The sequence below is a fragment of the Methylobacter tundripaludum SV96 genome (assembly GCF_000190755.2).
In the GTDB taxonomy this organism is placed as follows: domain Bacteria; phylum Pseudomonadota; class Gammaproteobacteria; order Methylococcales; family Methylomonadaceae; genus Methylobacter_A; species Methylobacter_A tundripaludum.
On the sequence record NZ_JH109152.1, the window covers coordinates 670,623 to 696,230 of the forward strand.

Annotated in this window: 24 protein-coding genes; 15 read left to right on the forward strand and 9 right to left on the reverse strand. The window is 49.6% G+C overall.

The window, feature by feature from the left end; translation table 11 throughout:
- The first annotated feature begins 3 nt into the window (after positions 1-3).
- The 3 genes from ppk1 to infA all read left to right on the forward strand — a co-directional run bounded on the left by ppk1 (position 4) and on the right by infA (position 3,013).
- Positions 4-2,091 carry a polyphosphate kinase 1 gene (gene ppk1, locus METTU_RS03050; protein ID WP_006889820.1) on the forward strand — a complete coding sequence of 696 codons (2,088 nt, stop codon included), beginning with the start codon at positions 4-6 and terminating at the stop codon, positions 2,089-2,091.
- On the forward strand, positions 2,088-2,624 hold the full coding sequence (gene def, locus METTU_RS03055; protein WP_006889821.1) for a peptide deformylase: 537 nt from the start codon (positions 2,088-2,090) through the stop codon (positions 2,622-2,624). Before ppk1 ends, def begins: the two co-directional genes overlap by 4 nt.
- 170 nt (positions 2,625-2,794) lie before the next feature.
- Complete coding sequence (gene infA, locus METTU_RS03060) at positions 2,795-3,013, forward strand: translation initiation factor IF-1 (RefSeq protein ID WP_006889822.1); 219 nt, start codon at positions 2,795-2,797, stop codon at positions 3,011-3,013.
- An 89-nt stretch (positions 3,014-3,102) separates the two neighbouring features.
- On the opposite strand, the gene clpA is transcribed toward infA, so the two are convergent.
- Positions 3,103-5,376 carry an ATP-dependent Clp protease ATP-binding subunit ClpA gene (gene clpA, locus METTU_RS03065; RefSeq protein ID WP_006889823.1) on the reverse strand — a complete coding sequence of 758 codons (2,274 nt, stop codon included), beginning with the start codon at positions 5,374-5,376 and terminating at the stop codon, positions 3,103-3,105.
- A gap of 12 nt (positions 5,377-5,388) precedes the next feature.
- Positions 5,389-5,712, reverse strand: coding sequence for an ATP-dependent Clp protease adapter ClpS (clpS, locus tag METTU_RS03070; protein ID WP_006889824.1), 324 nt, complete (start codon positions 5,710-5,712; stop codon positions 5,389-5,391).
- Positions 5,713-5,909: 197 nt separating this feature from the next.
- Here clpS and METTU_RS03075 point away from each other — a divergent pair, with 197 nt between their 5' ends.
- Genes METTU_RS03075 through purB form a run of 3 tightly spaced genes read left to right on the forward strand, consistent with a single transcriptional unit; the run spans position 5,910 to position 8,850 of the window.
- The gene (locus METTU_RS03075) at positions 5,910-6,371 is read left to right on the forward strand and encodes an NUDIX hydrolase (RefSeq protein ID WP_006889825.1); all 462 of its coding nucleotides are present in this window, start codon (positions 5,910-5,912) and stop codon (positions 6,369-6,371) included.
- A complete protein-coding gene (mnmA, locus tag METTU_RS03080; RefSeq protein WP_006889826.1) occupies positions 6,364-7,455 on the forward strand; it encodes a tRNA 2-thiouridine(34) synthase MnmA in 1,092 nt (363 codons plus the stop codon). The genes METTU_RS03075 and mnmA overlap by 8 nt, the downstream gene beginning before the upstream one ends.
- 30 nt (positions 7,456-7,485) lie before the next feature.
- Complete coding sequence (gene purB / locus METTU_RS03085) at positions 7,486-8,850, forward strand: adenylosuccinate lyase (RefSeq protein ID WP_006889827.1); 1,365 nt, start codon at positions 7,486-7,488, stop codon at positions 8,848-8,850.
- 160 nt (positions 8,851-9,010) lie between these two features.
- Here purB and METTU_RS24255 read toward each other — a convergent pair whose 3' ends face one another.
- Complete coding sequence (locus METTU_RS24255; protein ID WP_254257809.1) at positions 9,011-9,232, reverse strand: hypothetical protein; 222 nt, start codon at positions 9,230-9,232, stop codon at positions 9,011-9,013.
- A gap of 40 nt (positions 9,233-9,272) precedes the next feature.
- On the opposite strand from METTU_RS24255, the gene METTU_RS03090 reads away from it, so the two are divergent.
- The 6 genes from METTU_RS03090 to METTU_RS03115 all read left to right on the forward strand — a co-directional run bounded on the left by METTU_RS03090 (position 9,273) and on the right by METTU_RS03115 (position 13,968).
- The gene (locus tag METTU_RS03090; RefSeq protein WP_254257810.1) at positions 9,273-10,217 is read left to right on the forward strand and encodes an O-antigen ligase family protein; all 945 of its coding nucleotides are present in this window, start codon (positions 9,273-9,275) and stop codon (positions 10,215-10,217) included.
- A 218-nt stretch (positions 10,218-10,435) separates the two neighbouring features.
- Positions 10,436-10,774: a small metal-binding protein SmbP gene (gene smbP / locus METTU_RS03095; protein ID WP_006889829.1), complete on the forward strand. Its 339-nt coding sequence runs from the start codon at positions 10,436-10,438 to the stop codon at positions 10,772-10,774.
- 131 nt (positions 10,775-10,905) lie between these two features.
- Complete coding sequence (locus METTU_RS03100; RefSeq protein ID WP_006889830.1) at positions 10,906-11,748, forward strand: RibD family protein; 843 nt, start codon at positions 10,906-10,908, stop codon at positions 11,746-11,748.
- A gap of 24 nt (positions 11,749-11,772) precedes the next feature.
- Complete coding sequence (locus METTU_RS03105) at positions 11,773-12,486, forward strand: rubredoxin-like domain-containing protein (RefSeq protein WP_006889831.1); 714 nt, start codon at positions 11,773-11,775, stop codon at positions 12,484-12,486.
- The gene (gene ocd, locus METTU_RS03110) at positions 12,486-13,496 is read left to right on the forward strand and encodes an ornithine cyclodeaminase (protein WP_006889832.1); all 1,011 of its coding nucleotides are present in this window, start codon (positions 12,486-12,488) and stop codon (positions 13,494-13,496) included. Before METTU_RS03105 ends, ocd begins: the two co-directional genes overlap by 1 nt.
- A 136-nt stretch (positions 13,497-13,632) precedes the next feature.
- Positions 13,633-13,968 (forward strand): 4a-hydroxytetrahydrobiopterin dehydratase, encoded by a 336-nt coding sequence (locus METTU_RS03115; RefSeq protein ID WP_006889833.1) that lies wholly within the window; start codon positions 13,633-13,635, stop codon positions 13,966-13,968.
- Here the strand turns inward: METTU_RS03115 and METTU_RS03120 are convergent.
- Positions 13,963-14,829 (reverse strand): arginase, encoded by an 867-nt coding sequence (locus tag METTU_RS03120; protein WP_006889834.1) that lies wholly within the window; start codon positions 14,827-14,829, stop codon positions 13,963-13,965. The genes METTU_RS03115 and METTU_RS03120 overlap by 6 nt on opposite strands.
- A 29-nt stretch (positions 14,830-14,858) precedes the next feature.
- Here METTU_RS03120 and METTU_RS03125 point away from each other — a divergent pair, with 29 nt between their 5' ends.
- Positions 14,859-15,230: a thiol-disulfide oxidoreductase DCC family protein gene (locus METTU_RS03125; RefSeq protein ID WP_006889835.1), complete on the forward strand. Its 372-nt coding sequence runs from the start codon at positions 14,859-14,861 to the stop codon at positions 15,228-15,230.
- 169 nt (positions 15,231-15,399) lie between these two features.
- On the opposite strand, the gene acnA is transcribed toward METTU_RS03125, so the two are convergent.
- Positions 15,400-18,096: an aconitate hydratase AcnA gene (acnA, locus tag METTU_RS03130; RefSeq protein WP_006889837.1), complete on the reverse strand. Its 2,697-nt coding sequence runs from the start codon at positions 18,094-18,096 to the stop codon at positions 15,400-15,402.
- Between the two features lie 313 nt (positions 18,097-18,409).
- Between acnA and fumC the strand changes: the two genes are divergently transcribed.
- Positions 18,410-19,813 (forward strand): class II fumarate hydratase, encoded by a 1,404-nt coding sequence (gene fumC / locus METTU_RS03135; RefSeq protein WP_006889839.1) that lies wholly within the window; start codon positions 18,410-18,412, stop codon positions 19,811-19,813.
- Positions 19,814-19,876: 63 nt separating this feature from the next.
- A complete protein-coding gene (locus METTU_RS03140; protein WP_006889840.1) occupies positions 19,877-20,311 on the forward strand; it encodes a GlcG/HbpS family heme-binding protein in 435 nt (144 codons plus the stop codon).
- A 124-nt stretch (positions 20,312-20,435) separates the two neighbouring features.
- Here METTU_RS03140 and METTU_RS03145 read toward each other — a convergent pair whose 3' ends face one another.
- The 4 genes from METTU_RS03145 to METTU_RS03160 form a co-directional block, all read right to left on the reverse strand.
- Complete coding sequence (locus METTU_RS03145; protein ID WP_006889841.1) at positions 20,436-20,924, reverse strand: nucleoside triphosphate pyrophosphohydrolase family protein; 489 nt, start codon at positions 20,922-20,924, stop codon at positions 20,436-20,438.
- Positions 20,925-20,996: 72 nt separating this feature from the next.
- Complete coding sequence (locus METTU_RS03150; protein WP_006889842.1) at positions 20,997-21,203, reverse strand: DUF6494 family protein; 207 nt, start codon at positions 21,201-21,203, stop codon at positions 20,997-20,999.
- Positions 21,204-21,592: 389 nt separating this feature from the next.
- On the reverse strand, positions 21,593-25,156 hold the full coding sequence (locus METTU_RS03155; RefSeq protein WP_006889843.1) for a PAS domain S-box protein: 3,564 nt from the start codon (positions 25,154-25,156) through the stop codon (positions 21,593-21,595).
- The gene (locus METTU_RS03160) at positions 25,153-25,608 is read right to left on the reverse strand and encodes a response regulator (RefSeq protein ID WP_006889844.1); all 456 of its coding nucleotides are present in this window, start codon (positions 25,606-25,608) and stop codon (positions 25,153-25,155) included. The genes METTU_RS03155 and METTU_RS03160 overlap by 4 nt, the downstream gene beginning before the upstream one ends.

Below are 25,608 nucleotides of genomic sequence, written 5' to 3' on the forward strand. Positions count from 1 at the left end.
AACATGGACATAAACGAAACAAAAGAGATCATCGATCTTCAAAAGCCGGAACTTTATATTAATCGTGAACAGAGCCTGCTGGAATTCAACAAGCGAGTTCTGGCGCAGGCGAAAGATGAGAAAGTGCCGCTGCTTGAGCGGCTTAATTATTTGTGTATTTCCTGTTCCAATCTTGACGAGTTTTTCGAGGTTCGTGTGGCCAGTGTTATCCAGATGGCGTCCATTGATCCCAAAGCCGTCGGTCCGGATGGATTAACGCCTAATGAGCAGCTGGAGCTGATTGCCGTCCATGCTCATCAACTGGTGGATGAGCAATATAAAGTCCTTAACGAGGTTCTGATTCCAAAACTGGCTGAGGAAAATATTCGTTTTATTCGCCGTAAGGAATGGACCGAAGCGCAGCTCAAATGGCTGGAAGCTTATTTTAACGATGAGTTGCTGCCGATTTTAACGCCGGTTGGACTGGATTCTGCGCACCCTTTTCCGCGCATCCTCAACAAGAGTTTAAATTTTATTATTTCATTGACCGGAAAAGATGCTTTCGGCAGAAATAGCGGCCGGGCCATTTTACAAGCGCCCCGAGCGTTGCCTCGCATCATTCAATTGCCTGCCGAGGAAACGGGCAGCGGAACGGCGGATTTTGTATTTTTATCATCAATTATTCATGCTTTTGTTGATCAGTTATTCAATGGCATGAGTGTTAAAGGCTGCTATCAATTCAGGGTCACCCGGAACAGCGACTTTTTTGTCGATGACGATGCCATTGACGATTTATTGCTCGCGGTGGAAGGTGAGCTGGCTATGCGGAATTACGGCGATGAAGTTCGTCTGGAAATTGACGCCAAATGCCCGGATGAAACAGTCACGTTTTTACTGGATCGTTTTGAAATGAGCCGTGATCGTTTGTTTTTGGTTGACGGGCCGGTCAATCTCAACAGAATTCAGGAAATTAATGATCTGGTCGGTCGGCCTGACCTTAAATTTCCGCCGTTTAAACCCGCTGTGCCGCAACAACTGGAACGCAGCAAAGACATTTTTGCTGCAATTAGAAAGCACGATATTTTGCTGCATCACCCGTTTGAGTCCTTTTCGCCGGTCGTTGAATTTATTCGCCAGGCGGCGGTTTCCCCTGAGGTGCTGGCCATTAAGCAAACGCTCTATCGAACCGGTGCCGATTCGCCTATCGTCAGCGCCTTAATCAAGGCGGCGAAAACAGGCAAGGTGGTGACGGTGGTTATCGAATTAAGGGCGCGATTCGATGAAAAAGCCAATATCGATTTGGCTTCCAAATTACAAGAAGCGGCCGTGCATGTGGTTTACGGCGTGGTGGGTTATAAAACTCATGCCAAAATGTGTCTGGTATTAAGAAGGGAAGGCAAGCAATTACGTAACTATGTACATTTGGGTACCGGGAACTATCATCCCAAAACAGCGCAAATTTACACGGATTATGGCTTGTTTTCCTGCGATAAAGAATTAGGCGAGGATGTCCGGCGCGTATTTGCCCAGCTGACCAGTTTGGGGAAAGTGACCAAGTTGAATAAATTATTGCAATCGCCGTTCACCTTGCATAGCGGGTTGATGGATAAGATTGAGCGGGAAATACTTCATGCCAGAAATGGAAAACCGGCAAAAATAATTATTCAAGTGAATGCTGTTGTTGAAGAGCAGTCTATTCGGGCTCTCTACCGTGCGTCACAGGCCGGGGTCGAGGTTAAATTAATTGTCCGGGGCGTATGTTGCTTAAAACCCGGCGTTTTGGGCGTGTCTGAAAATATAGAAGTGCGATCCATTATCGGGCGATTCTTGGAGCATGCGCGGGTTTATGCGTTTGAAAATGGCGGCGATAGAGAAGTTTACGCGTCCAGCGCAGATTTAATGAATCGCAATATGTTCCGGCGTGTCGAAATCTGTTTTCCCATTGAAAACAAGAAATTGCAAAACCGGATTTTGCAGGATCTGAATTTGTATTTAAAAGATAACACTCAGGCTTGGCTCTTGCAGTCGGATGGCAGTTATCAACGCTTGCAAAAAATCGACGCTGAAGAACCGATTCAAGCCCAGACTGTGCTTATGCATGAATTGCAATGACTAGGGTGCGCGAAATTGCCCAGCTAGGGGCCAAGGTACTCAGACAAAAAGCGGAGGCCGTTGCTGATGTACATGATGTTGAGATTCGGCAGATAATCGAAGCCATGCAAAGCACTCTGGCAACGACTTCGGGCGTAGGTATTGCTGCGCCCCAGATCAGCAAATTAAAACAGATTATCATTATTGCGTCGCGGCCTACGCCCCGTTACCCATCGGCGCCGCTGATGGAGCCGACGGTGATGATTAATCCTTGTTTTGAGGTCTTGTCGGAAGCTCAAGAAAAGGGCTGGGAAGGTTGCTTGAGTGTTCCAGGGATACGCGCTTTAGTGCCGAGGTATCAGGAAATAATGATTCACTATACAGATCAGCAGGGCGGTTTGGTGGAGTCTAAGCTGAGCGGATTTGTGGCGAGAATCTTCCAGCATGAAGTTGATCATCTGGAAGGTAAGACGTATCTGGACAGGGTTGAGAATAACGCGGATATTTTCGCGGAAAGTGAGTATGTTAAATTGGTTGACGGCATGCCTGTGTGACGCATGTTCCTGCGTTACCTAAAGTACCCGCTTTTGGCGTTATACCTCCTGCATTCATGTAGGCAACGATGATCTATAAAAAACAAATGTACTATCACCCTTATACACTTCTGTTGTTAAAAACGCGCTTATGGTATTATTGGCGGTTTTAACTACCTGGATTATTATAAATGGCAAAAGAAGATCAAATTGAAATGGAAGGGAAGGTGATTGACACGCTTCCTAACACTATGTTTCGCGTCGAACTGGAAAATGGTCATATTGTGACTGCACATATCTCGGGAAAAATGCGCAAGCATTACATCCGTATTCTTACCGGAGACAGTGTTAAAGTTGAAATGACTCCTTACGATTTAACCAAAGGTCGTATCACATTCCGTATGCGTTAATCCTGTATCAACAGGATTAACGCAAGTTCCTTGAATAGCTAGTGCGGCTCGGTCGCCGTATTAAAAGCCAGTTATTGCACTCCGCCGAATTAAAAATTGGCTTCAGGAACAATCAACTCAGCGCTGTCTATAGCGAAGTTCAGCTCATTATCCTTCACGTAAATTCGCACATGTCCACCGTGCGCCAATTCGCCAAACAGTAAGTCATTAGCCAGAGGCTTTTTGATTTTCTCTTGAATGAGTCGCGCCATCGGTCTGGCTCCCATTTTGGGGTCGCAGCCGTTTTCAGCTAACCATAACCGGGCATCGGGATCCAATGCCAGCGTTACGTGTTTGTCTGCCAGCAAGGCTTCCAATTCAAAGATGAATTTATCAACCACATGTCCGACAATTGAAATATCCAATGGTTTAAATTGAATGATGGCGTCCAGACGATTGCGAAATTCGGGTGAGAAGCCTTTTTCAATAACCTTCAAGCTGTCGGTGGCATGATCCTGATGGGTAAAGCCAATAGAGGCGCGGCTGCCTTCTTCCGCTCCTGCATTGGTGGTCATCACCAGAATGATGTTACGGAAGTCTGCCTTGCGGCCGTTATTATCGGTCAATGAGCCGTGGTCCATGACCTGCAATAACAGGTTGAATACATCTGGATGGGCTTTTTCCAATTCGTCCAGCAGCAATACGGCATGAGGATGCTTGGTTACCTGTTCGGTTAATAAACCGCCCTGATCAAAGCCCACATAGCCTGGAGGCGCGCCTATCAGTCTGGAAACGGTGTGTCGCTCCATATACTCGGACATGTCAAAGCGAATCAACTCCACGCCCAGCACCTTGGCCAGTTGTCGTGTCACTTCGGTTTTACCTACGCCTGTAGGCCCCGCAAAAAGAAAGGAACCGATAGTTTTCTGCGTATCTCTAAGTCCTGCCCGAGATAATTTTATGGCTGATGCCAGTGCCGAAATCGCCTCATCTTGTCCAAAGACCAGCATTTTCAGGTTCTTTTCCAAATTACCCAGCTTGTCGATGTCATTGGAAGATACCGATTTTGCGGGCACTCTGGCTATTTTGGAGACTATGTCTTCTATCTCGGCAACGTCAATGAGCTGTTTGCGATCGGCTTCAGCGGTCATGCGTTGTTTTGCACCTGCTTCATCGATAACATCAATCGCTTTATCGGGTAAATGCCGGTCGGTAATATAGCGATCCGATAATTCCGCCGCCACGCGTAATGCCTCGGACGAATATTTAACGTCATGATGTTCTTCAAAGCGGGATTTAAGCCCTTTTAGAATCAGGATGGTGTCTTCAACGGAAGGCTCAAGTACATCAATTTTCTGAAATCTCCGCGCCAAAGCATGATCTTTTTCAAAAACACCGCGATACTCCTGATAAGTAGTAGACCCTATGCAGCGTAATTGACCGGAAGCCAGCGCCGGCTTAATCAAATTGGACGCATCCATCACCCCGCCGGAAGCCGAACCTGCCCCAATAATAGTGTGGATTTCATCAATAAACAGGATTGAGTCTGGTTCCTTGTTGAGTTGAGTTAGCAACGCTTTCAGCCGCTTTTCAAAGTCACCCCGGTATTTGGTGCCGGCAACCAGTGCGCCCAAATCCAGCGAATAAATCACGCTGTTCATCAGAACGTCCGGCACTTGCTCTTCAACAATGCGTTTCGCCAAACCCTCTGCGATAGCCGTTTTGCCAACACCCGCTTCACCGACCAGTAGGGGGTTGTTTTTACGGCGACGGCAAAGCGTCTGAATGGTGCGCTCAACCTCAAGGTCTCTGCCGATTAACGGGTCGATTCGACCCTTCAAGGCTTCTTCATTGAGATTGGTGGTGTACTTATCCAGTGGGCTGCCTGAGGCTTCGGCATCAGGATTGCCTGATTCCGGTGACCGGCTACTTGCCGAATCATTTTCAGGATCAATTTTTGAAATGCCGTGAGCCAGATAATTGACCACATCCAGTCTTGAAATATCCTGTTTATTTAACAGGTAAACCGCATGGGAATCCTGCTCACTGAATAAGGCTACAAATAAATTGGCACCGGAAACCTCCTTCTTGTCGGATGCCTGTACATGAAAAACAGCGCGTTGAAGCACCCGCTGAAATCCCAAAGTAGGCTGGGTTTCCCGCTGGATACCCACTGGAATTAGCGATGTGGTTTCGTCAATAAATTGCGTCAACTGGCCGCGTAGTACCTTAATGTCACAACCGCATGCTATCAAAATCGGCTGCGCAGACGCATTTTCGAGCAATGCCAGCAGCAAATGCTCAACCGTGATAAATTCATGCCGTTTATCATGCGCATTTTTAAAGGCATTGTTTAACGTAATTTCAAGTTCTTTGCTTAACATACACTCTCCAACCTACACTTCTTCCATCGAGCACATCAACGGATGATGATGTTCTCGTGAATAGTCATTAACTATATATACTTTGGTTTCAGCAACATCTTTAGAATACATTCCGCATACACCAACCCCTTGCGTATGTACTTGCAGCATCACCTGAGTCGCCTTTTCTTCAGACATAGCAAAAAAGTCCATCAAAATCTCAATTACAAAATCCATGGGCGTAAAATCATCATTTAACAAGATAACCTTGTATAAAGGCGGTCTCTTTAGTTTAGGTTTGGCTTCTTGAACAGCCAAACCGCCATCTTTATCTTTGAATGGGTCAAAATCGGACATAATTGTAATAATAAAATATTTGAGCTTCTAACATAGTGCCAATCTTGGTGAATTTCAACTCTTATGTTTACAACAAAATAAACAAGATTTATACGAAAGTTTAGCAGGCACCTTGTATCTTCTTTCCTGCGTCTTTTTTACCAGCATAATATCTCCAAATCTAGTAAAATATTAGCTTTTACAGTTGGAATTCAGTAATGGTTTGGAAACCACACGTTACAGTTGCCGCCGTTATTGAACAAGACCAGCGATTTTTACTCGTAGAAGAAGAAACCTCGTATGGACTTCAATTCAATCAGCCTGCCGGACATCTTGAAGAAGGCGAGGATCTGATTGCGGCGGTCAAGCGTGAAGTGCTGGAAGAAACCGCCTGGGAGTTTGAACCTGAGCACATTGTTTCCATCCAACTTTGGCGAAAAAATCCTGACTTTCCCAGCTTTGTCAGAGTCTGTTTTTCCGGTCGCTGCCATTCGCACAACCCGACGCAACCCTTGGATGACGGCATCGTCGCCGCTCACTGGTTAACGCGCGATGAAATTGAAGCAGAACGACATCGTTTGCGTAGTCCATTAGTACTTATTAGTATAGACGAATATCTCAGCGGGCAACGCTACCCCTTATCCTTGCTTAAATCATTTATCGATCTTGACCATGAGTAAAAAAGTAATCGTCGGCATGTCAGGCGGTGTCGATTCTTCCGTAACCGCTTTGCTGCTTTTAGAGCAAGGTCATCAAGTCACCGGTTTGTTTATGAAAAACTGGGAAGAGGACGATGGCACGGAGCAATGCACGGCAATGGAGGATCTCGCTGACGCCCAACAGGTTTGCGATAAACTGGGCATCGAGTTAAAAACCGTAAATTTTGCCGCCGAATACTGGGACGAGGTATTTGAAGTATTCCTGTCTGAGTTTAAAGCAGGCCGTACGCCCAATCCCGATATTTTGTGCAACAAACACGTTAAATTCAAAGCCTTCCTGAATTATGCCATCGAAGATTTGGGAGCGGAATATATCGCCACAGGTCACTATGCTCGGGTATCCGAGCAAGACTGTGAATACTTTTTGTTAAAAGGCCTGGACCCGAACAAAGAGCAAAGCTATTTTCTTTACACGCTGGGACAAAAACAGCTGTCGCGCACGCTGTTCCCAATAGGCCATTTGCATAAACCGGAAATCCGGGCCATGGCCGATAAAGCCGGTTTTGCCAACAGCCGGAAGAAAGACAGCACCGGCATCTGTTTCATCGGCGAGCGCAAATTCACCGAATTTTTGCAACGCTATCTGCCGACGCAACCGGGCGAGATGCGGACCCCCCAAGGACAACATATCGGCAAGCATCACGGCTTGATGTACTACACCTTAGGTCAACGCCAAGGCTTGGGCATAGGCGGTGTTAAGAATGCGCCGGATGAGCCGTGGTATGTACTGGAAAAAGATTTGGAAAATAATATCCTGATCGTCGGTCAAGGTCACGATCACCCGTTGATGCTGCATAACACATTGGAAGCGAGCCAACTCGATTGGTGCAGCAACAGGCCGTTGACAAAAACGATACGCTGCACCGCTAAAACCCGCTATCGTCAGGCAGATCAGCTCTGTTCTTTGGAACCGATAGGTAACGACCGATGCAAAGCTGTTTTCGATCAACCGCAAAGGGCTATTACACCCGGACAATCCGTCGTTTTTTACGACGGTGAAATATGTCTGGGCGGCGGGATTATTGAATCAAAAGCCAACGAATAACAACATACACTAAAATACTCGGATAACCCCATGACTAATTTCGCCCTCACCGCTATTTCCCCTATCGACGGCCGCTATGCTGACAAAGTGGCCGCATTGCGTCCAATTTTCAGCGAATACGGCCTGATCCGCTTTCGCGTACTCGTTGAAGTGCGCTGGCTGCAAGCCTTGGCTAACCATCCGCTGATTATCGAAGTCAGTCCGTTCAGCGACGCGGCGACACAGCTGTTAAACAACATCGTCAGCGATTTTTCAGAAGCCGATGCGCAACGCGTCAAAGACATCGAAAAAACCACGAATCACGATGTCAAAGCCGTTGAATATTTGCTGAAAGAAAAAATCGCCGGTTGCGCCGAGTTGGAAAAGGTCAGTGAATTCATTCATTTTTCCTGCACCTCGGAAGACATCAATAACCTGTCTTACGCGTTAATGCTCAAAGAAGGCCGGGAAGTCATCCTGGCGCAAATCGGGGACTGCATCGCGGCGCTCAAGACTATTGCCGTGGAAACCGCAGACCAGCCGATGCTGTCGCGGACCCACGGACAATCCGCCACGCCCACCACCACCGGCAAGGAATTTGCCAACGTCGCCGCGCGCATGTTGCGTCAAAAAGACCAACTGCAAGCCGTAGCCCTGTTAGGCAAAATAAACGGCGCAGTAGGTAACTATAATGCGCATTGCGTGGCCTATCCTGATGTGGATTGGGCGGAATTTGGCCGAAACTTTGTCGAATCTCTGGGACTGCAATTTAATCCCTACACCATCCAGATTGAACCGCACGATTATATTGCCGAGTATTTCCACGCCCTGTCGCGCTTTAATACCATTTTGCTGGATTTTGACCGCGACATTTGGGGCTATATCTCTTTGGGTTACTTCAAACAAAAAACCATCGCCGGTGAAATCGGCTCTTCCACCATGCCGCACAAAGTCAACCCGATTGATTTTGAAAACTCGGAAGGTAATTTAGGCTTAGCCAATGCCATATTCGGCTTTTTAGCCGAAAAATTGCCGGTATCGCGCTGGCAGCGGGATTTAACCGATTCAACCGTATTGAGAAATATCGGTGTCGGCATCGCCCACACCAGCATCGCCATTCAGGCCAGCTTAAAAGGCATCTCCAAATTGCAGATCAATGTCGATGCGATTGAAGCCGACCTCAATGCCAACTGGGAAGTGTTGGCCGAACCCATACAAACTGTGATGCGTCGCTACGGTATTGAAAAGCCCTATGAAAAATTAAAAGAGCTCACCCGCGGTCAGCGCATTACCCCGGAACAAATGCAGGCGTTTATTGAAAAGCTGGAAATTCCGGCTGAAGCCAAGGCAATCTTGCTGGAGCTGACGCCGCGCAGTTACACCGGTTACGCTGAAAAACTGGCCAAAGAAATTTAGGGTCCTGTTGGAATCCTCTCTATGTCGCATCTTGAAACGCCTGTTCATGGTTATGCATGGAAAATCAAAAATTACCTCATGGAGAGGGTGATGAAAACAGCAAAAATCTCAAGCGTAAAACTATTTATTAACTGTGGCGGTAGAGTTTAGCTATGTTGTCTTATTCAATTATTGGCGAAAAATCGCTGACTTTTTGTCGTTGGTTGGCCATTATCACAGCCATAGCCGCGCCTATGTCGACTGCTGTAACCAGCGTTACCAGCATCGCCATGTTATTGACCTGGCTAATTTCAGGGGAACCTGTCCGCAGTTTAAAAATATCCGCTGAACAGCCCGCAGGTAAAATGTTGTTGCTGTTTTTTGCGTGGTTATTAATAGGCACTCTCTACGCAGAGACCCCCTGGACGGAAAAAGTTGACACCTTGTTAAGCTGGAAAAAATTAGCTTTCACCTTCGTGTTACTAGGCTTGTTTTATCAAACGCATTGGAAGCGCTTGTTTGTCGGTAGTTATTTAGCCGTCATGGTTATTGCCGGACTGGTCGCAGTGCCGCTATGGTTGGCTGATTTGTCGATAAGGTCGGGACGAGAGCCCGGTATTTTTATGACCAATTATGCCTCGCAGAGCATGGCTTTTATTGCAGCAGTCGTCTGCTGTATTTTTTTATTAAGACAACAACTCTCCCTAAAGCATAAGTACTTGCTTTATGGTGTTATTGCCTTGTTTATAGTGAATATTTTCTTTATCAGCCCAGCGCGTAGCGGTTATGTAGCATTTCCATTTGCAGTGATATTCGCAGCTGGTTGCGTTTATGGATATAAAAAACTGCTGCCAATAATCGCCGTTACCGGTAGCGTAATGCTTGTCGCAATACTTTGCTCATCAACTTTACAGCAACGAACACAAACGGGATTGACGGAAAAAGCGGCGTATCAAACCAGCGGAGAACTGACCTCTATAGGCGTCAGGGTTATTTTTGCAAAAAACACGCTTTCGTTAATTAAAGAACACCCCGTGTTAGGTTACGGCACTTCATCATTTAAATCGACCTACAGCCGTTATGCCGCTGCGCAATATTCAGGTTGGCGTGGAACCTCTACGTCAGATCCGCACAATCAATATCTGTTTGTTTGGCTGGAAAATGGACTGATAGGGTTGTTACTGTTTTTTGCCTATATCTATACGGCTATTCGCCAGGGACTGAACAGTCAACCCTATGGCGTAATCGCAGCGAGTTTTCTAGTCGCCGTGTGCGCCACCAGCTTATTTAATTCTCATTTTAAAACTTTTCCTGAAGGCAATTTACTCGCCTTTTTTGTCGGTATTCTATTGGCACAACGTAACGTTGAAACCAAGGAAAGTCCTTAACAATCATGCTCAAAAAAATGATTTGTTGAAAATTCAATTGTTTTTAATGCATTTGTCATCACTAAGTTTATGGGTATTGCAAAATAAATTACATGATGATATGAATATAACTGTCGATTCATAATAGTTTTCGCCCTTTTTTCAAAAGAGAAAAGTAGAAGTTTTTTGGAAACCCGGTATCGACAATCAACTATAAACATTAATATGAGGAGAGAATTATGAAAAAATTAGCATCTATATGTGCAGCTTTATTATTTCTTTTGAGTACTTCTGTTTTCGCTGAAAAACATGCCTCTGAGGCACTGGAACACGCCAATGCGGCGGTAGTTCAGGGTAAAGCAGGTAAATCCGAGAAATTGGTCGAACACGCAAAGCTGGCATTGGAGCAAACACTGGCAGCGTCCATAGTAGCCAAGGGCATACCAAAAAACCATTTGGATGAGGCTGCCAAGGAACTGCAAGAAGCCATTGATCACGGTAACTTGGATCATGCCGACGTGGCGACCAAGCATGCCGAGGCGGCAATAGAGCACATTAATAAAGCCGAAACTAAATAATATCAATAGCGCTTTGGAGGAAAGGGGCGGCTATTCCGCCCCTTTCTTTAAGTGGTTAATCGCTTATCCATCCGTATCGATCAGCGGTTAATAGCAAGAATTTCCTGAACATTATTCCGGGGGTGATTGATATGTCTATACAAAAAAAACTGTTACGGTTTTATCCCGCTCCCTGCGAAAAAGTCTCCATTAAAGGCCTCTATCTTGCCCATCAATTACATAAATTGGGTACGGCCGAATCGCCCTTTGTTTATGCCAATTTCCTGTCGAGCCTGGACGGGCGCATTGCCTTGGAAGATACCGTCCAAGGCACCTACATCCCCAAACATATAACAACAGCTTCCGACTTTGGCCTGTTCATGGAATTGCATGCGCAGGCAGACTGTATCATTACCCACGGCGGCTATATGCGGACCTTGAGCGAAGGACGGCTGGGTAACATATTGCAGGTCAGGGATAAAGAGCTTGTCGAATGGCGGCGGAACAATGGCTTAAAACCACAGCCTGCAGTGATCATCGCCAGCGCCAGCCTGAATTTTCCGCTCGACAACAGTCTCAAGGAACATGGGCAAGCCGTTTATATAGCCACCGGAAGCAATGCCGATCCGGATCGTATCCGTTACTGGCAAGACTTAGGGTATCCGATACTTTTTACCGGTGAAGACCAAATGGTTCACGGCGGGCCTCTGATTGATGCACTAAGCAGCCTGAGTTACAGAACTATTTACCTTGTTGCCGGACCGCAAATGCTGGACACTGTCATCCGGGAAAAGCAGTTATCAAGGTTATACCTGACCATTACCCATCAGCTAATAGGCGGCAAAGACTTCCGTACCTTACTGACCGGGACTACGCTTGGAGCGGAAGGCAACCTGATACTTGAAGCAATGTACTATGAACAGGACGCGCCGCCCGGATCCGGCCAGTTTTTCATGCAATTCGGTCTGGAGCGATCCACTAGCACTGACACTTAAATTCGATTTTTTAAGGGGGAGCACATGAAACAATGGGTCTGTACAACCTGCGGCTATAACATGATCGGCGATCCCCCTGATGTCTGCCCCTTTTGCGGAGCCCATCATGATAAATTTCTCAGCTGGGAAGACGCCGAAAAAACCTATCGCGTCACCGCCACTCAAATCAATGAGAGCGTTATCCAACTGGTTTCCGTGCCCAAACTGGGACTGGAACATGCGGCCTACCGGATTGAAACGGAAAATGAGGCTGTATGGATCGATTGTCCTTCCGCATTTAACCGCACACTGGAACCGGTGCGGAAAATATTCTTTACTCACCCGCACTTTATGGGGGCATCCAATCAATACCGTGAGCTTTGGAATGCAAAAGTCTACCTGCATGCTTTGGACGCAGGGAATCCCTTAATCAAATCATTCCCGGTCGATGAACGTTTCAACAATGACTTTACGATTGACGGGGTGGCAGCGTACCACATAGGCGGACATACGCCGGGCTATACGCTTTATATTTATCAGGACGTGTTGTTTATCTGTGATTACGCATTTCCGCCCGGCCCCAAAATGCGTTTAAACCCCTTCGGTCCGAAAACCGAAACCTTACAAAGAGCTGAACGGATATTGACCATTATCAACAGCTATTCATTAAAAACCGTCTGCGGCTATAACTATGTCTGCGGCTTCAAAGACTGGTTGCCGGATTTTGAACGCGCCGTTAAAGCCTCCGCTCGCGGATAATGAAGATTCTTACCGTCGCTGACATTCAAGAGCTGATACAGGTTATTGGCCTGGAAAATTTCTTCAAGCGGGTTATTACCGCTTTAGAAGAAGATTTCGGTCGTTGGAGCGAGTTTATTTTATCGCCGCGTCACGGAACCTATTATCCTGATGGCGTCATTGAGTTGATGCCCTGTGCAGACCGGCAGCACTATGCATTCAAATATGTTAACGGCTATCCCGGCAATCCGCTTAAAGGCAAACTCAACGTTGTAGCCATCGGAGTCTTAAGCGATGCCGATAGCGGCTATCCGCTAATGATTAGCGAAATGACCTTATTGACCGCATTCAGGACAGCGGCAACGGGCGTTCTGGCAGCAAAATACCTAGCCCGTGAAGATGCAAAAACTTTAGCCATTATAGGTACCGGGGCGCAGGCGGAGTTTCAGGTACTGGCATTCGCCGGTTTTTTTCCACTGGAAGAAATCCGTTTTTTTGATAGCGATCCGCAGGCTATGGTCAAATTCTCACGGAACCTGGCCGAACAAAAGTTCAGGTTAATTCCTTGCGACAGTATCGTCGAAGCCGTGCGCGATGCCGACATTGTGATAACGGCGACCGCCGCCAAAAAACGGCAGTCCTTGTTTGAAATTGAGGATATTGCACCGGGTGCCTATATACTTGCGATGGGCGGCGACAGCCCGGGGAAAACCGAGCTATCTGCCGAATTCCTGAAACAGGTCAGGCTGGTGGTCGAATATAAACCGCAAAGTCTGGTAGAAGGGGAGGTGCAACAATGCGAAGCCGATCTTATCTATGCCGAATTATGGGAACTGGTCTGCAAGAATAAGCCCGGAAGGCGGAATAATCGGGAGATTACGCTGTTCGATTCAGTCGGGTTTGCGTTGGAGGATTACTCGATACTTCGGGTTGTTTATGAACTGGCAAAAGAATATCAACTGGGCACAGAGTCGGATTTAATACCCGAACTCAACGATCCTAAAAATTTATTTGGCTTACTGAATCTTTGAAATAGAGTGTTCCCGAGAGCTAAGGATATTCGCCTACGGCAATAAACTCCATCCGCTTGGTGATACTACCTATTGATTCAAGGCATTGATTTCTCTAATCTGTGGCTATTCAAAAAGCAGCATTTGGAAAATATCTATGACTGACCTGATCCGTAAGACATGTGAAGTGTGCAGAATTGGCGCACCGTTGGCCACTCAGGCGGAAATCGACGAATTTATGCCGCAACTACAGGGCTGGGAGCTTGTCGAAATAGACGGCATCAAGCGCTTACAAAAAACCTTCAAGTTCAATAATTTTGCAAACGCCCTGTCGTTTACCAATAAAATCGGCGCACTTTGCGAGCAAGAAGGCCATCACCCGGCCATTTTAACGGAATGGGGCAGGGTAACCGTGACCTGGTGGTCTCACAAGATAAAAGGCTTACACGTTAATGATTTTGTTATGGCCGCCAAGACAGACGCTTTGCTATAAGGTCTCTCCGTAGAACGTCTCAATAATCTTTTTCATCAAGTGTAAGGTTTTATTTTCAGGGTCTTTTTCCGGATTAAATTCGCTGATTTCCAGGCCGCATATTTTCGGATGCCGATTAATCAATGCAAGCGCTTTTAGCAGTTCCTCCGCTTTAATGCCGCCTTGAGCAGGCGTTTCAACGCCGGGAGCATCGTCAGGATCGATAAAATCCAAATCGATGCTGATGCCGATAACCTGACACGACAGGCTGAGTTTATCGATGGCTTTAGTTAACACTTGGGCAAGTCCATCAATCTGTTCGGCAAAAATAATTTCTACCTTCGCTTGCTTTAATAGGTCGTATTCTTCATTTTCGTAACTCCGGACGCCGATCAGAATGAGGTTTTCCGGTTTGATAAAATCGGAACCAGGATACATCGCCGCCAGTTTTTTATCCGCTTTTCCAAGCAAAGCGGCCAGCGGCATGCCATGAATATTACCGGATGGCGATGTAGCAAATGTATGCGCATCCATGTGTGCATCCAGCCAGATCAGACCGAATTTACCGGGCCGCTGCAATCCATTCAGCACGCCGCCCCAGGTTCCCAACGCACAGGAATGGTCGCCGCCGATGACCAGGAAAACCTGGTTTTGTTCTGTCCAGTATTGGCTGAACCGGCTTATCGATTGATTCAGCCTGGATAATTTTTCGTCCTTTGACCCGTTATTTTCAGGATAAAGCATATGCCACTGGAGTTGCAGGCCTTGCTGTTCAGGTTTTTGAAGGGCAAACGCATCGCGCAGCATTTCCGCCGCATAGCCGCATGTACGCAACGGCCCGCCTAAACATGATGCAATGCCTAAAGTTTGTAAAATAGCCACATCACCCTCGCTAATCGGAGGCAATCAATATGAATCAGGATAAAGTCAAAATTAATGTTTATTACGACGGAGCCTGTCCCAAATGCGTCAAAGACAGGTCGACCTATGAAAAACTCGCCGGCAAAGCGGGCGAAGACGTCTGCTGGATCGACATCACCGGCCGGGAAGAGCAGCTGCGTAAAATCGGCATCGACCCTCACAAGGCGCTGACCGAACTGCATGTTCAGGATGAAAATCAGCGGATTCATTCCGAGATGGATGCGTATATCCTGCTGATGAGCAAAGTGCCTGTATTGAAACCGCTGGCCTGGCTGATCGGGTTGCCGCTGATTCGGCCGTTGCTCGCCGGAATCTACCATTGGCAGGTTAATCGACGCCTGCACCGTAGCGGACGGCTATGATTAATCCTAAAAAAATCAGTTGGAGCGCGTGTCATCCGTTCGTGCTGAGCTTGTCGAAGCATGAACGGATGACACGCCACCACCCATTCGGTGAGCATTCCAAACCCCGCTCATCCTTCGACAAGCTCAGGGCGAACGGGATTTGGAATGCTCAACTGATTTTTCTAGGTTAATCCACCAATTTTTTCAAAACCGTGCGCAGAATGCCGCCATCCCGGTAATATTGGATTTCAATCGGCGTATCGATGCGGCTTACGGTCTTAAAGGCCGTGACGGTTCCATCGGGCGCGGTTGCCGAAACCTTAACTTCCTGTTGCGGCACCGAGGCATCGGAAATATCGATTGCAAAGGTTTCCGTCCCGGTTAATTTCAGGTTTTTAGCCGATTCGCCGTCGATAAATTGCAACGGCAAAATACCCATGCCGATCAGGTTACTGCGGTGAATCCTTTCGTAACTCTCGGCGATGACCGCTTTCACGCCCTGCATAAACGGGCCTTTCGCCGCCCAGTCGCGGGACGAGCCGGAGCCGTATTCTTTACCGGCAAGGATGCACAGCGGTATGCCCGCATCTTTATACTTCATCGCGGCATCAAAAAACGTCATCCGTTCGCCGGTGGGATGATAGCGCGTAACATTGCCTTCAATACCCGGCACCAGCAGGTTATGAATGCGAATATTGGCGAAGGTGCCCCGGCTCATCACCTGATCGTTGCCCCGGCGCGAACCGTAACTGTTCCAGTCTTTTTGTTCTATGCCTTTCTCCAGAAGATACAACGCCGCAGGGGAGCCGGGGGCAATTTGACCGGCCGGTGAAATGTGATCGGTGGTCACGGAGTCGCCGAACAGGGCCAGCACCTGCATGCCGGTAAGCGGGTGTATTTCTTGCCGGTCGGTGGTCATTCCTTCGAAGAATGGCGGATTCCTAATGTAGGTCGAGTTCTCGTTCCATTCGTACAGTTCGGTGCCGCTGACTTCCACCTTCTGCCATGTTTTAGTGCCGGTAAAAACATCCGCATAACGCTCCCGGAACATCTCCGGTGTAACAAACTGCCTCATTACTTCGGCCACTTCCCAAGGCGTAGGCCAGATGTCTTTCAGGTAAACCGGCTTGCCGTCCTTGGCTACACCCAGCGGTTCGCGAGTAATATCCAACGCTGTTGAACCTGCCAGCGCATAGGCAACGACCAGCGGCGGCGAGGCGAGATAATTGGTCTTGGTCAGCGGATGCACGCGGCCTTCAAAATTCCTGTTGCCGGACAGCACCGCCGACACGACCAGATCGTTTTCCAGTATCGCTTTTTCAACGGATTCGTCCAGCGGGCCGGAGTTGCCGATGCAGGTGGTGCAGCCGTAGCCGACCAGATAGAAGCCCAGCTGTTCCAGAAAGCCAAGCAGCCCGGACTGTTTTAGATACTCCGTTACCACCAATGAACCGGGAGCCAGCGAGGTTTTGACATAATTTTTAACTTTCAATCCCCGCTCCACCGCCTTTTTGGCGACCAGGCCAGCTGCGAGCATGACCGACGGGTTGCTGGTGTTGGTACAGGAAGTAATCGCAGCGATGACGACTGCGCCATGGGTTATTTTCTCATCGGCATTATTCCTCGATACGATGCCGCTACGTTCCAGATCCTGCTCGAATAGCCCCATGCCCTTGATGCCTGTCGGTTCGATCAGCATTTGCCGGTAGGTCGGCCCGACTTCACTGAGGGTGATGCGGTCTTGCGGGCGCTTGGGGCCTGCCAGCGAAGGTTCAACGGTGCCGAGATCGACTTCCATGACCTGGGTAAATTCCGGGTCCGGCGCAGTGTCGGTGCGAAACAGCCCCTGTTCTTTGGCATAACGTTCGGTCAGATCGATCAGCTCCGCATGACGCCCGGTGAAACGCATGTAACTGAGCGTCTCGTCGTCGATCGGAAAAAAACTCACCGTCGAACCTTGCTCAGGCGCCATATTACTGAGGGTAGCCCGGTCCGGAATACTCAAGTTAGTCAGCCCGGAACCGTAAAACTCGATGAATTTCCCGACCACGCCAAAGTTCCGGCAAAGTTCCGTAATGCGCAGCACCAGATCCGTTGCGGTCACGCCCGGAGGCAGTTCGCCGGTCAATTTAATGCCGACCACATCGGGAACCAGCATGTAGACGGGCTGATCCAGCATCACCGCTTCGGCCTCAATACCGCCGACACCCCAACCCAGCACGCCCAGGCCGTTAATCATCGGCGTATGCGAATCGGTGCCGACGCAGCTGTCGGGATAACAGACGTTTTTGTCCTTGTTATGGAAGACAACCGGCGCAAGGTATTCGAGATTGACCTGATGAACGATGCCGGTAGAAGGAGGAACCACACGGAGATTTTGGAACGCCGATTGCCCCCATTTAAGGAACTCATAGCGTTCGGCATTTCTTTCAAATTCGATGGTTTCGTTTAATAGCAGCGCATTGGCCTTGCCGAAATAATCGACCTGCACCGAGTGATCGATCACCAGATCGCAGGGAATCAACGGATTGATTTTTTTCGGATCGCCGCCCAGCCGCTTCATCGCATCCCGCATCGCGGCCAGATCAACGAGTGCCGGTACGCCGGTAAAATCCTGCAATATCACCCGGGCTGGTTTGAACGGGATTTCATATCGGGTGCCTTGCGGCTGCCAGTTGGCGACGCTCAAGACATGATCTTGGGTAATCACATCGTTGTCGCAGTTGCGCAATAAAGACTCAAGCAGGATTTTTATCGTGTACGGCAGTCGTGAGATATTGGCCGCGCCGGTAGATTCAAGCCGGGACAGGGAATAATACGAAATCGAGCCGATGCTGTCGGTTTTCAGTTGTTGATGCGCACCAAATGGATCGTGGTTAATCATGATAGAAACCTCCCTGATGGGCTCGACAAATGTTATTAACTTAAATAGCTTTTACCCGTATCAGTAGTTGCGTCAAGGATTTTGATTTTATCTTGAGGTAATCGAGAGCTAAATTTTGGTTTAAAAGTTCATCTGATGAAATGGTGATTTCAATCGGATACCGGGCAAGAAGTTTTCTATTCAAACCGGGGGAAAACCGTTATAGTCAAACTCTGTTCATTCTGACTCAGGAGGCTATCATGGCTGACACCGGAATCGATAATAATGCCGTAGCAGTGCCGAATAAAATTCTGCAACTACAGGCAGGCAAGTCATGAAAAATAAGACCGCCAATACCCGCACAGAAACCGACTCCTTCGGCCCCATCCAAGTACCCGCCGACAAATACTGGGGCGCGCAAACCCAGCGATCCCTTCTTAACTTCAAAATCGGTAATGAACGCCTGCCTCGGCCTTTGATCCGCGCGCTGGGCATCGTCAAATATTGCGCAGCATTATCGAATATCGCGCTGAACAATATTGATGACAAAATCGGCTACGCGATAGTCGATGCGGCTCGGGAGGTGATCGACGGCAATCTGGACGACAACTTTCCTCTTGTGGTCTGGCAGACCGGTTCCGGCACCCAGTCCAATATGAATGCCAACGAGGTGATTGCTAATCTGGCTATCGAGCGGCTTGGCGGTGCTATGGGCACTAAAACGCCGGTGCATCCGAACGATCATTGCAACCGCAGTCAGTCGTCGAATGATGCCTTTCCAACGGCCATGCATATTGCGACGGTCGAGCAGTTGCACCATTTACTGATTCCTTCGCTCCAGCATTTGCACCGCGCGCTGTCCGACAAATCCCAGTCATGGAATGAAATAATCAAGATTGGGCGAACGCATTTGCAGGACGCAACCCCGCTGACATTGGGGCAGGAGTTTTCCGGTTACGCTGCCCAGGTGCAATTCGGTATCGACCGGATTAACGACAGTCTCAAACGGCTGTATCCGTTGGCGCAAGGCGGTACGGCGGTGGGCACCGGCCTGAATTCGAAACCGGGTTTCGGCGAACAGTTTGCCGAAGAAGTTGCGAAGTTTACCGGGCTTCCTTTCGTCTCTGCGGCCAATAAATTCGAGGCATTGGCTGCGCACGACGCGATGGTGGAAATCTCCGGAGTGTTAAACACCATCGCGGTCAGTCTTACTAAAATAGCCAATGATATTCGCCTGTTGAGTTCGGGACCGCGCTCCGGCATTGGTGAACTATCGCTGCCTGAAAACGAACCCGGTTCTTCGATCATGCCGGGCAAGGTGAATCCGACCCAATGCGAAGCCATGACGATGGTTTGCGCACAGGTCATGGGTAATCACACCACCGTTACTTTTGCCGGGGCGCAAGGGCATTTGGAACTCAATGTGTTCAAGCCGGTCATTATTTATAACGTGCTCCAGTCGATCCGCCTGATCGGCGACGCGGCGGTCAGTTTCACCGATCATTGCGTTGTCGGCATTGAGCCGAATATCGACCGTATTGCCGAGCTTATGGAACGGTCGCTGATGCTGGTAACCGCCCTGGCGCCGCGCATCGGCTACGACAATGCGGCCAAAATTGCGAAACTGGCTTTTAAAAACCGCAGTACGCTGCGTGAAGAGGCGGTTTCCGGCGGATTTGTGACCGAAGAGGAATTCGACAAGCTTGTTTGTCCGGAAAACATGATTTTTCCCCAATAAAGAACGAAAGAGAATACCATTAAGCGGTTAGGTACTTTTGATAACGAATAGAGGAGATAGATCATGCATGTAACATACGAACTGGCCGAACAGGCAATGGCTGCGGCCATTGCCGAGTCAAAAAAAATCGGTACGCAGATGTGTATCGCCGTAGTGGATTCCGGCGCTGACTTAAAGGCGTTCGTGAGAATGGACAATGCCTGGGTAGGCAGCGTGGATATTGCCATCAAGAAAGCCAAAACTGCTTGTTTCTTCGCCATGAACACGGGGCAAATCGGTCAGCTATCGCAACCGGGTGGGCCGCTTTACGGGATTGAACATTCTAACGACGGGCTGATAACCTTTCCCGGAGGTGTTCCTATCGTTGACAAGGATGGCGTTCTAATCGGCGCTGTCGGCGTCAGCGGCAGTGCGGTGGAAAACGATCATCGAGTTGCCAAAGCCGGGGCGGAAGCAATCGGGGTTTCCGATTTACCCGAGCACCCCTGGCGAACCTGAGCCTAAGATCATTTTCAGGATTACATCGTTCCCACGCAGAGCGTTGGAACGATGTATTTTTTTGGGCTAAATTCAGGCAGTCCCCATCATAATTCCTCATCCATTCATGAATGGTCATTTGATGTTATTCAAAAAGACATTCACTCAAATCGGGCGTTGTCGCCGGTTTTGACATCTTGCCGTCATGGATCGCTTGAAAGGCTTTATTGAAATCCGCGTTGATAAAACTGCTCGATAAATGAGCACACAAACAATAAACGGCTGAGTAATCATCGGTGTTGCCTGAGGTGCAATTATTGATTCTGTCGGACAGGATACGGATGATAGAAAGAATAAAGCCATCATGTCGCCATGTTACCGGATGGTCTGTAACATCATTTCCCCGTATCGCAATAGCGCCCAATGCACAATAGGCAAGATTAACCAGTCCGGCCAATATTTCAACCATATCGCCCGCTTTAATCGCTTTTAATACCGCGCTGCCTTCATCCATGAGTAATGCTTGACGCATAACAATATCCATATCGGATAACCGCTCATTTGCCCCATGTTCGGCTTGCGGAAGTGAAAATGTGTCGTGGAATTCTCTAACTAACTTTAAGTGCTTATTCATGGTTTTTATCCTCGTCGACTTACGTCGAATTAATGTAATAACCAGGCCTAACTAAAGTTTTTTCAAAGCGATTTATTCAAGCGCTATTTTTCCCTCAATGCAATGGTTGACGCCAAGAGCGGGAGCATCCAGGGTCATTTTAATGTCTATGGTCTCGGAACCGTTCAGTTTGCCGGATTCAACGGCTTTGAGCACGGCATGTTCGATCTCGCGTTGTGATGTGATGCCGACATGTTTGAGATATTTTCTGATTTCTAAATTTAATGTGTCTTCATTCATTTTGACCTCCTAAAGGCAAAGTAGATTCCACAAGCATGAGCAATGGAACTTGTTTTGTGATGAAAGAACTGTCATTTTGTAATCATAAAAACTTCTCATGAACTGTATCATGTCCTGATGTTACGTACACTGCCAAAAAATAATTATTTTTTCGCCTACAAAAAAGGGAGGTGTTGCCGGTCAAAAATTATCAGGAAGCGGCGAAAACAGGTTATTAAAATTAGTAGCCTACGCCCCAATCGGGGGGGCAATGTTAATCTTAAAACGCAGTAGGAGTGAGTGAAAGCGACTTGGTGAGCATTCAAAAAACCGCTTACCCTTCGATAAGCTCAGGGCTAACGGGATTTTTGAGTGCTCATCTGCGGTTTTCGGGTTGATGCGGGAACCGCTTAAGCGTCCTTGGGGATGTCTCGTAGCGTTGCCAGCGCGCTTTCGTAGTCGAATACCTCAATTTGTCGAGTAAAGTCAGCATAGCGACTGCCCAGCTTCACTCGCAGCAGGTCAGCGGATTCGCGGGCCAAGCCGTTGGCGCGAGCGTTGTCTTCGACAAGCAGGTTTTCCAATTCCGAGAGTACTTGTTTTAAGCATTCGGGATCGATATTGCAGGCAGTGTTTTCGATAAGAGCAACTTCTTCCGGCAGACTCAGGATGTACTGAATCAATTGAGCCAATTCGCGATCGCACAGCCTGGCCAATTCTGCGCACTCGGTTGAAGTGGAATTCTGGCGCAAGGCCTTATCCAGTAGGGTTGCCAGATCGGAAACGCGGCGAGCGCCCAGAGTGGCGGCGGCGCCTTTCAGGCCATGAGTCAGGTGTTGTGCCTCTTGGATGTCCCCCTTACTCAGCAGTTCTTGTACACGAATCATGTCTCTACTATGGAAGTTGGCAAACATCTGCAAAAGTTGCTGATATTTCAGGGTGTCGCCCCTGACGACAGCCAGGCCCCGTGCCGCTTCCAGTCCCGGAACGATTGCCAGTCGGCTCGGAATGTAGCTGGCCGGGAGAGGGGTCGGCATGAAGTCCTCCGTGAGTTCTACGGGTCGGTTTTCCAAATCTGCGGGGCGATAGTTTCGGTCAGGCGGCGACAGCCAACGCAGCAGCGTAGCGTAGAGAACCTGCGGAATCACGGGTTTGGCAACAAAGTCGTTCATGCCGGCATTGAGGCAGATACGCCGGTCTTCATCAAAAGCGTTGGCGGTCATGGCCAGGATCGGCAAGGATGCGTAGCCGGGCTGGGCGCGAATCGCTTTGGTTGCGGCCAAGCCATCCATATCGGGCATCTGCACATCCATCAGCACCAGATCGTAGCTATTCGTACCGAGCTTATCCAAGGCGACCCGACCGTTATCCGCGGTGTCCACCGACAGACCGACCCCGTGCAGCAATTCCAGCGCCACCTCCCGGTTGATGGGGTTATCCTCTGCCAGCAGCAGGCGGGCACCGGCATGGTTTAGACGCAACATGTTCTCAGCATCCGCCGATTTTATCCGCGCTTCGGTGGGTATCACGCCGTGGCCCCGCTGGAGCCGGACGGTAAACCAGAAGGTACTGCCTTGGCCCAGCGCGCTTTCCACGCCGACCTCGCCGCCCATGATGTTCGCCAGGCGTCGGGTAATGGCCAGCCCCAGGCCGGTGCCGCCGTATTTGCGGGTAGTCGAAATATCGGCTTGGGCGAACACTTCGAACAGCGTCGGCAAATTCTCCGCCGCGATACCGATGCCGGTGTCCTGCACCTCGAATCGCACCAGCAACCCTGCATCGGTTTCTTTCAATAACCTGGCGCGCAACCAGATGGTGCCCCGTTCGGTGAACTTGACGGCGTTGCCTGCATAGTTGAGCATGGCCTGACGCAACCGGGTAGGGTCGCCGCGCAACCACAGGGGTACGTCGCCATTATCCATTTCGATGGTCAGTCCTTTGGCGCGGGACTGATCGGTAATCAATGAGCTGATGTGATCCAGTACCGCCGCCAGGGAGAAATCGGTTTGTTCCAGTTCCAGGCGGCCTGCCTCAATCTTCGACAGATCCAGAATATCGTTGATAATGGACAGCAGATGCAGGGCGGCGGCATCGATCTTGTCCAGTCGCACGCTTTGTTCGGACGTAGGCGTGTTTTGGCGTAAGAGATAGGTTAATCCGATGATGGCATTCATGGGGGTGCGAATTTCGTGGCTCATATTGGCCAGGAAAGCGCTCTTGGACTGATTGGCTGCATCCGCCGAAGTCCGGGCCGACTCCAGTTCTGCTGTTCGACTGGCTACCAGCTCCTCCAAGTGATGGCGGTGCTGATCCAGTTCCTCGCCCTGATGCCTCTTTTCGGTAATGTCCTCCTGCACCGCCACGTAATGGGTGATGCCCCCATTCGGCTGACGGATGGGGGTAATGATGGCGAAATCCACATACTCGCTGCCATCCTTGCGTTTATTGATGAATTCACCCTTCCAGGTTTGCCCGTTGGATATGGCATCCCAGAGCGCTGTATAGGATTCTTTCGGCGTCTTGCCGGAGTTCAGGAGTCGCGGATTCTGTCCGATTATCTCCTCGTGACAGTAGCCGCTGTTCTTCGCGAAAGCCTCGTTAACGTATTCGATGTTGCCGTCGAGATCGGTGATGATGATGCTCTCCGGGCTTTGCTCCACGGCCTGGGCGAGCTTGCGCAGTTGTTCTTCGGCCTGCTTGCGCTCGGTGATGTCGCGGACGATTCCGGCGGCATGCCATTGGCCGCCGAGCTGTATCGCCGAGAGGGAAAGCTCGACCGAAAATTCCTCGCCGTTCCGGCGCAGGGCAGGCAGTTCCAGGGTACGGCCCACCGCCGCGCCCTCGCCGGTGTGCGCGAAATGCGCCAAACCGACCGCTGCCGCTTCGTGAAAGCGGGGCGGCCCGATGAGTTGGTGCAGCGGCAGTCCTATCGCCTCGTTCTTGGTATAGCCGAACATGACGGCGGCTGCGGGGTTCCACAGCACGATTTTGCCCTCTTTGCCATCAATGAGGATAAAGGCGTCGCGGATGCTTTCGGAGGCCACCCGGAAGCGCTCACTGCTGTCGTGCAGTTCCTGCTCGACCCGTTTACGCGCGGTAATGTCCCGATTCGCGCCGTGCTGGCCCAAGTATTCGCCGTTCTCATCGTGGATGGGTTTGCAATGATGGCCGATCCAACGTACGCCCCCGTCCTTGTGCATAATGCGCACTTCAAGTTCGCCTCTATCGGTATTCGTGCTGTCCTCAAAATGTTGCCGGTACGCCATGCGGTCGTCAAGGTGGATGATGTTGACCATTAACTCGGGATCGGCCAGGAACTCCTCAGGCGTATGACCGGAAATTTGTTCGCAAGCCGGAGAGATGTATTTATAACGCCCGTCGATGTCAACCCAGAAAATGCAATCGGCAGCATTGTCGGCCAGCAGTCGGTATTTGGCCTCCGAGTCCCGCAACGCTGCATGAGCCGTTTCAGCACGGGTCCGGGCGGCGAGGGCGTCCTCCATCAGGTTCAGTGCAGCTAATCTGGCTTGGCGCTGCTCTTCGAGGATGGCTGTCTGGTTTTCGCGCAACGCAGTTTCGGCGGACTGGCGGGCGCGACGTTCGTCGGCCTCATTCAAGGCGCGCAAGATGGCCGGCAATAGGCGAATTAAGCTGCCTTTAAGGACAAAATCACTCATGCCCAGATGCAGCAATTCCACAGCGGTTTCCTCGCCGACGCTGCCGGACACCAGGATGATCGGCAGGTTGGGACGATACGTCCGGATACGTTGCAGGGTCGTGATAAAGTCCATGCCCGGCACGTTGTAATCCGAGAGCACCACATCCCATTCGTTCTGCAACGCGGCATCCAGCTCTACGTCGCTACCGACACGGAAACACTCGGCATCCAGGCTATGTTGGCGTAAATGCCTCTCCAGCAGCAGGAAGTCGGCTGGGACATCTTCGATGACGAGGAGTTTTAACGGGCTGTTCATGGCTGTTTCATCGCTGCGGGGGGGGATTCGTTGGTCGCCAGCCAGTACACACCCAGACGCGCTACAGTCTCGGCGAATTCGGAAAAATCCACCGGCTTGCGCACGAAGCTGTTGGCGCCGACTTCATAGCTTTTCAGGCAATCACGATTCTCATCCGACGAGGTGAGAATGACGACCGGCAGTAGCGCAGTGCGGGTGTCGGCGCGCAGTCGTTCCAGCACTTCCAGGCCGGACAGGCGCGGCAGGCCGATGTCAAGCAGTACTACGGTGGGCAGGTCGGGGCCTTCCCGGTCGGCGAATTCGCCCTGCCGGAACAGATAATCCAGAGCTTGTTGACCGTCGCGAACTACGTCTATCCGGTTGATCAGGTTGGCGCGGCGTAAGGCGCGCAAGGTCAGTATTTCGTCCTGTAGGTTGTCTTCTACCAGCAAGATGGTTTTGCTATTGATCAC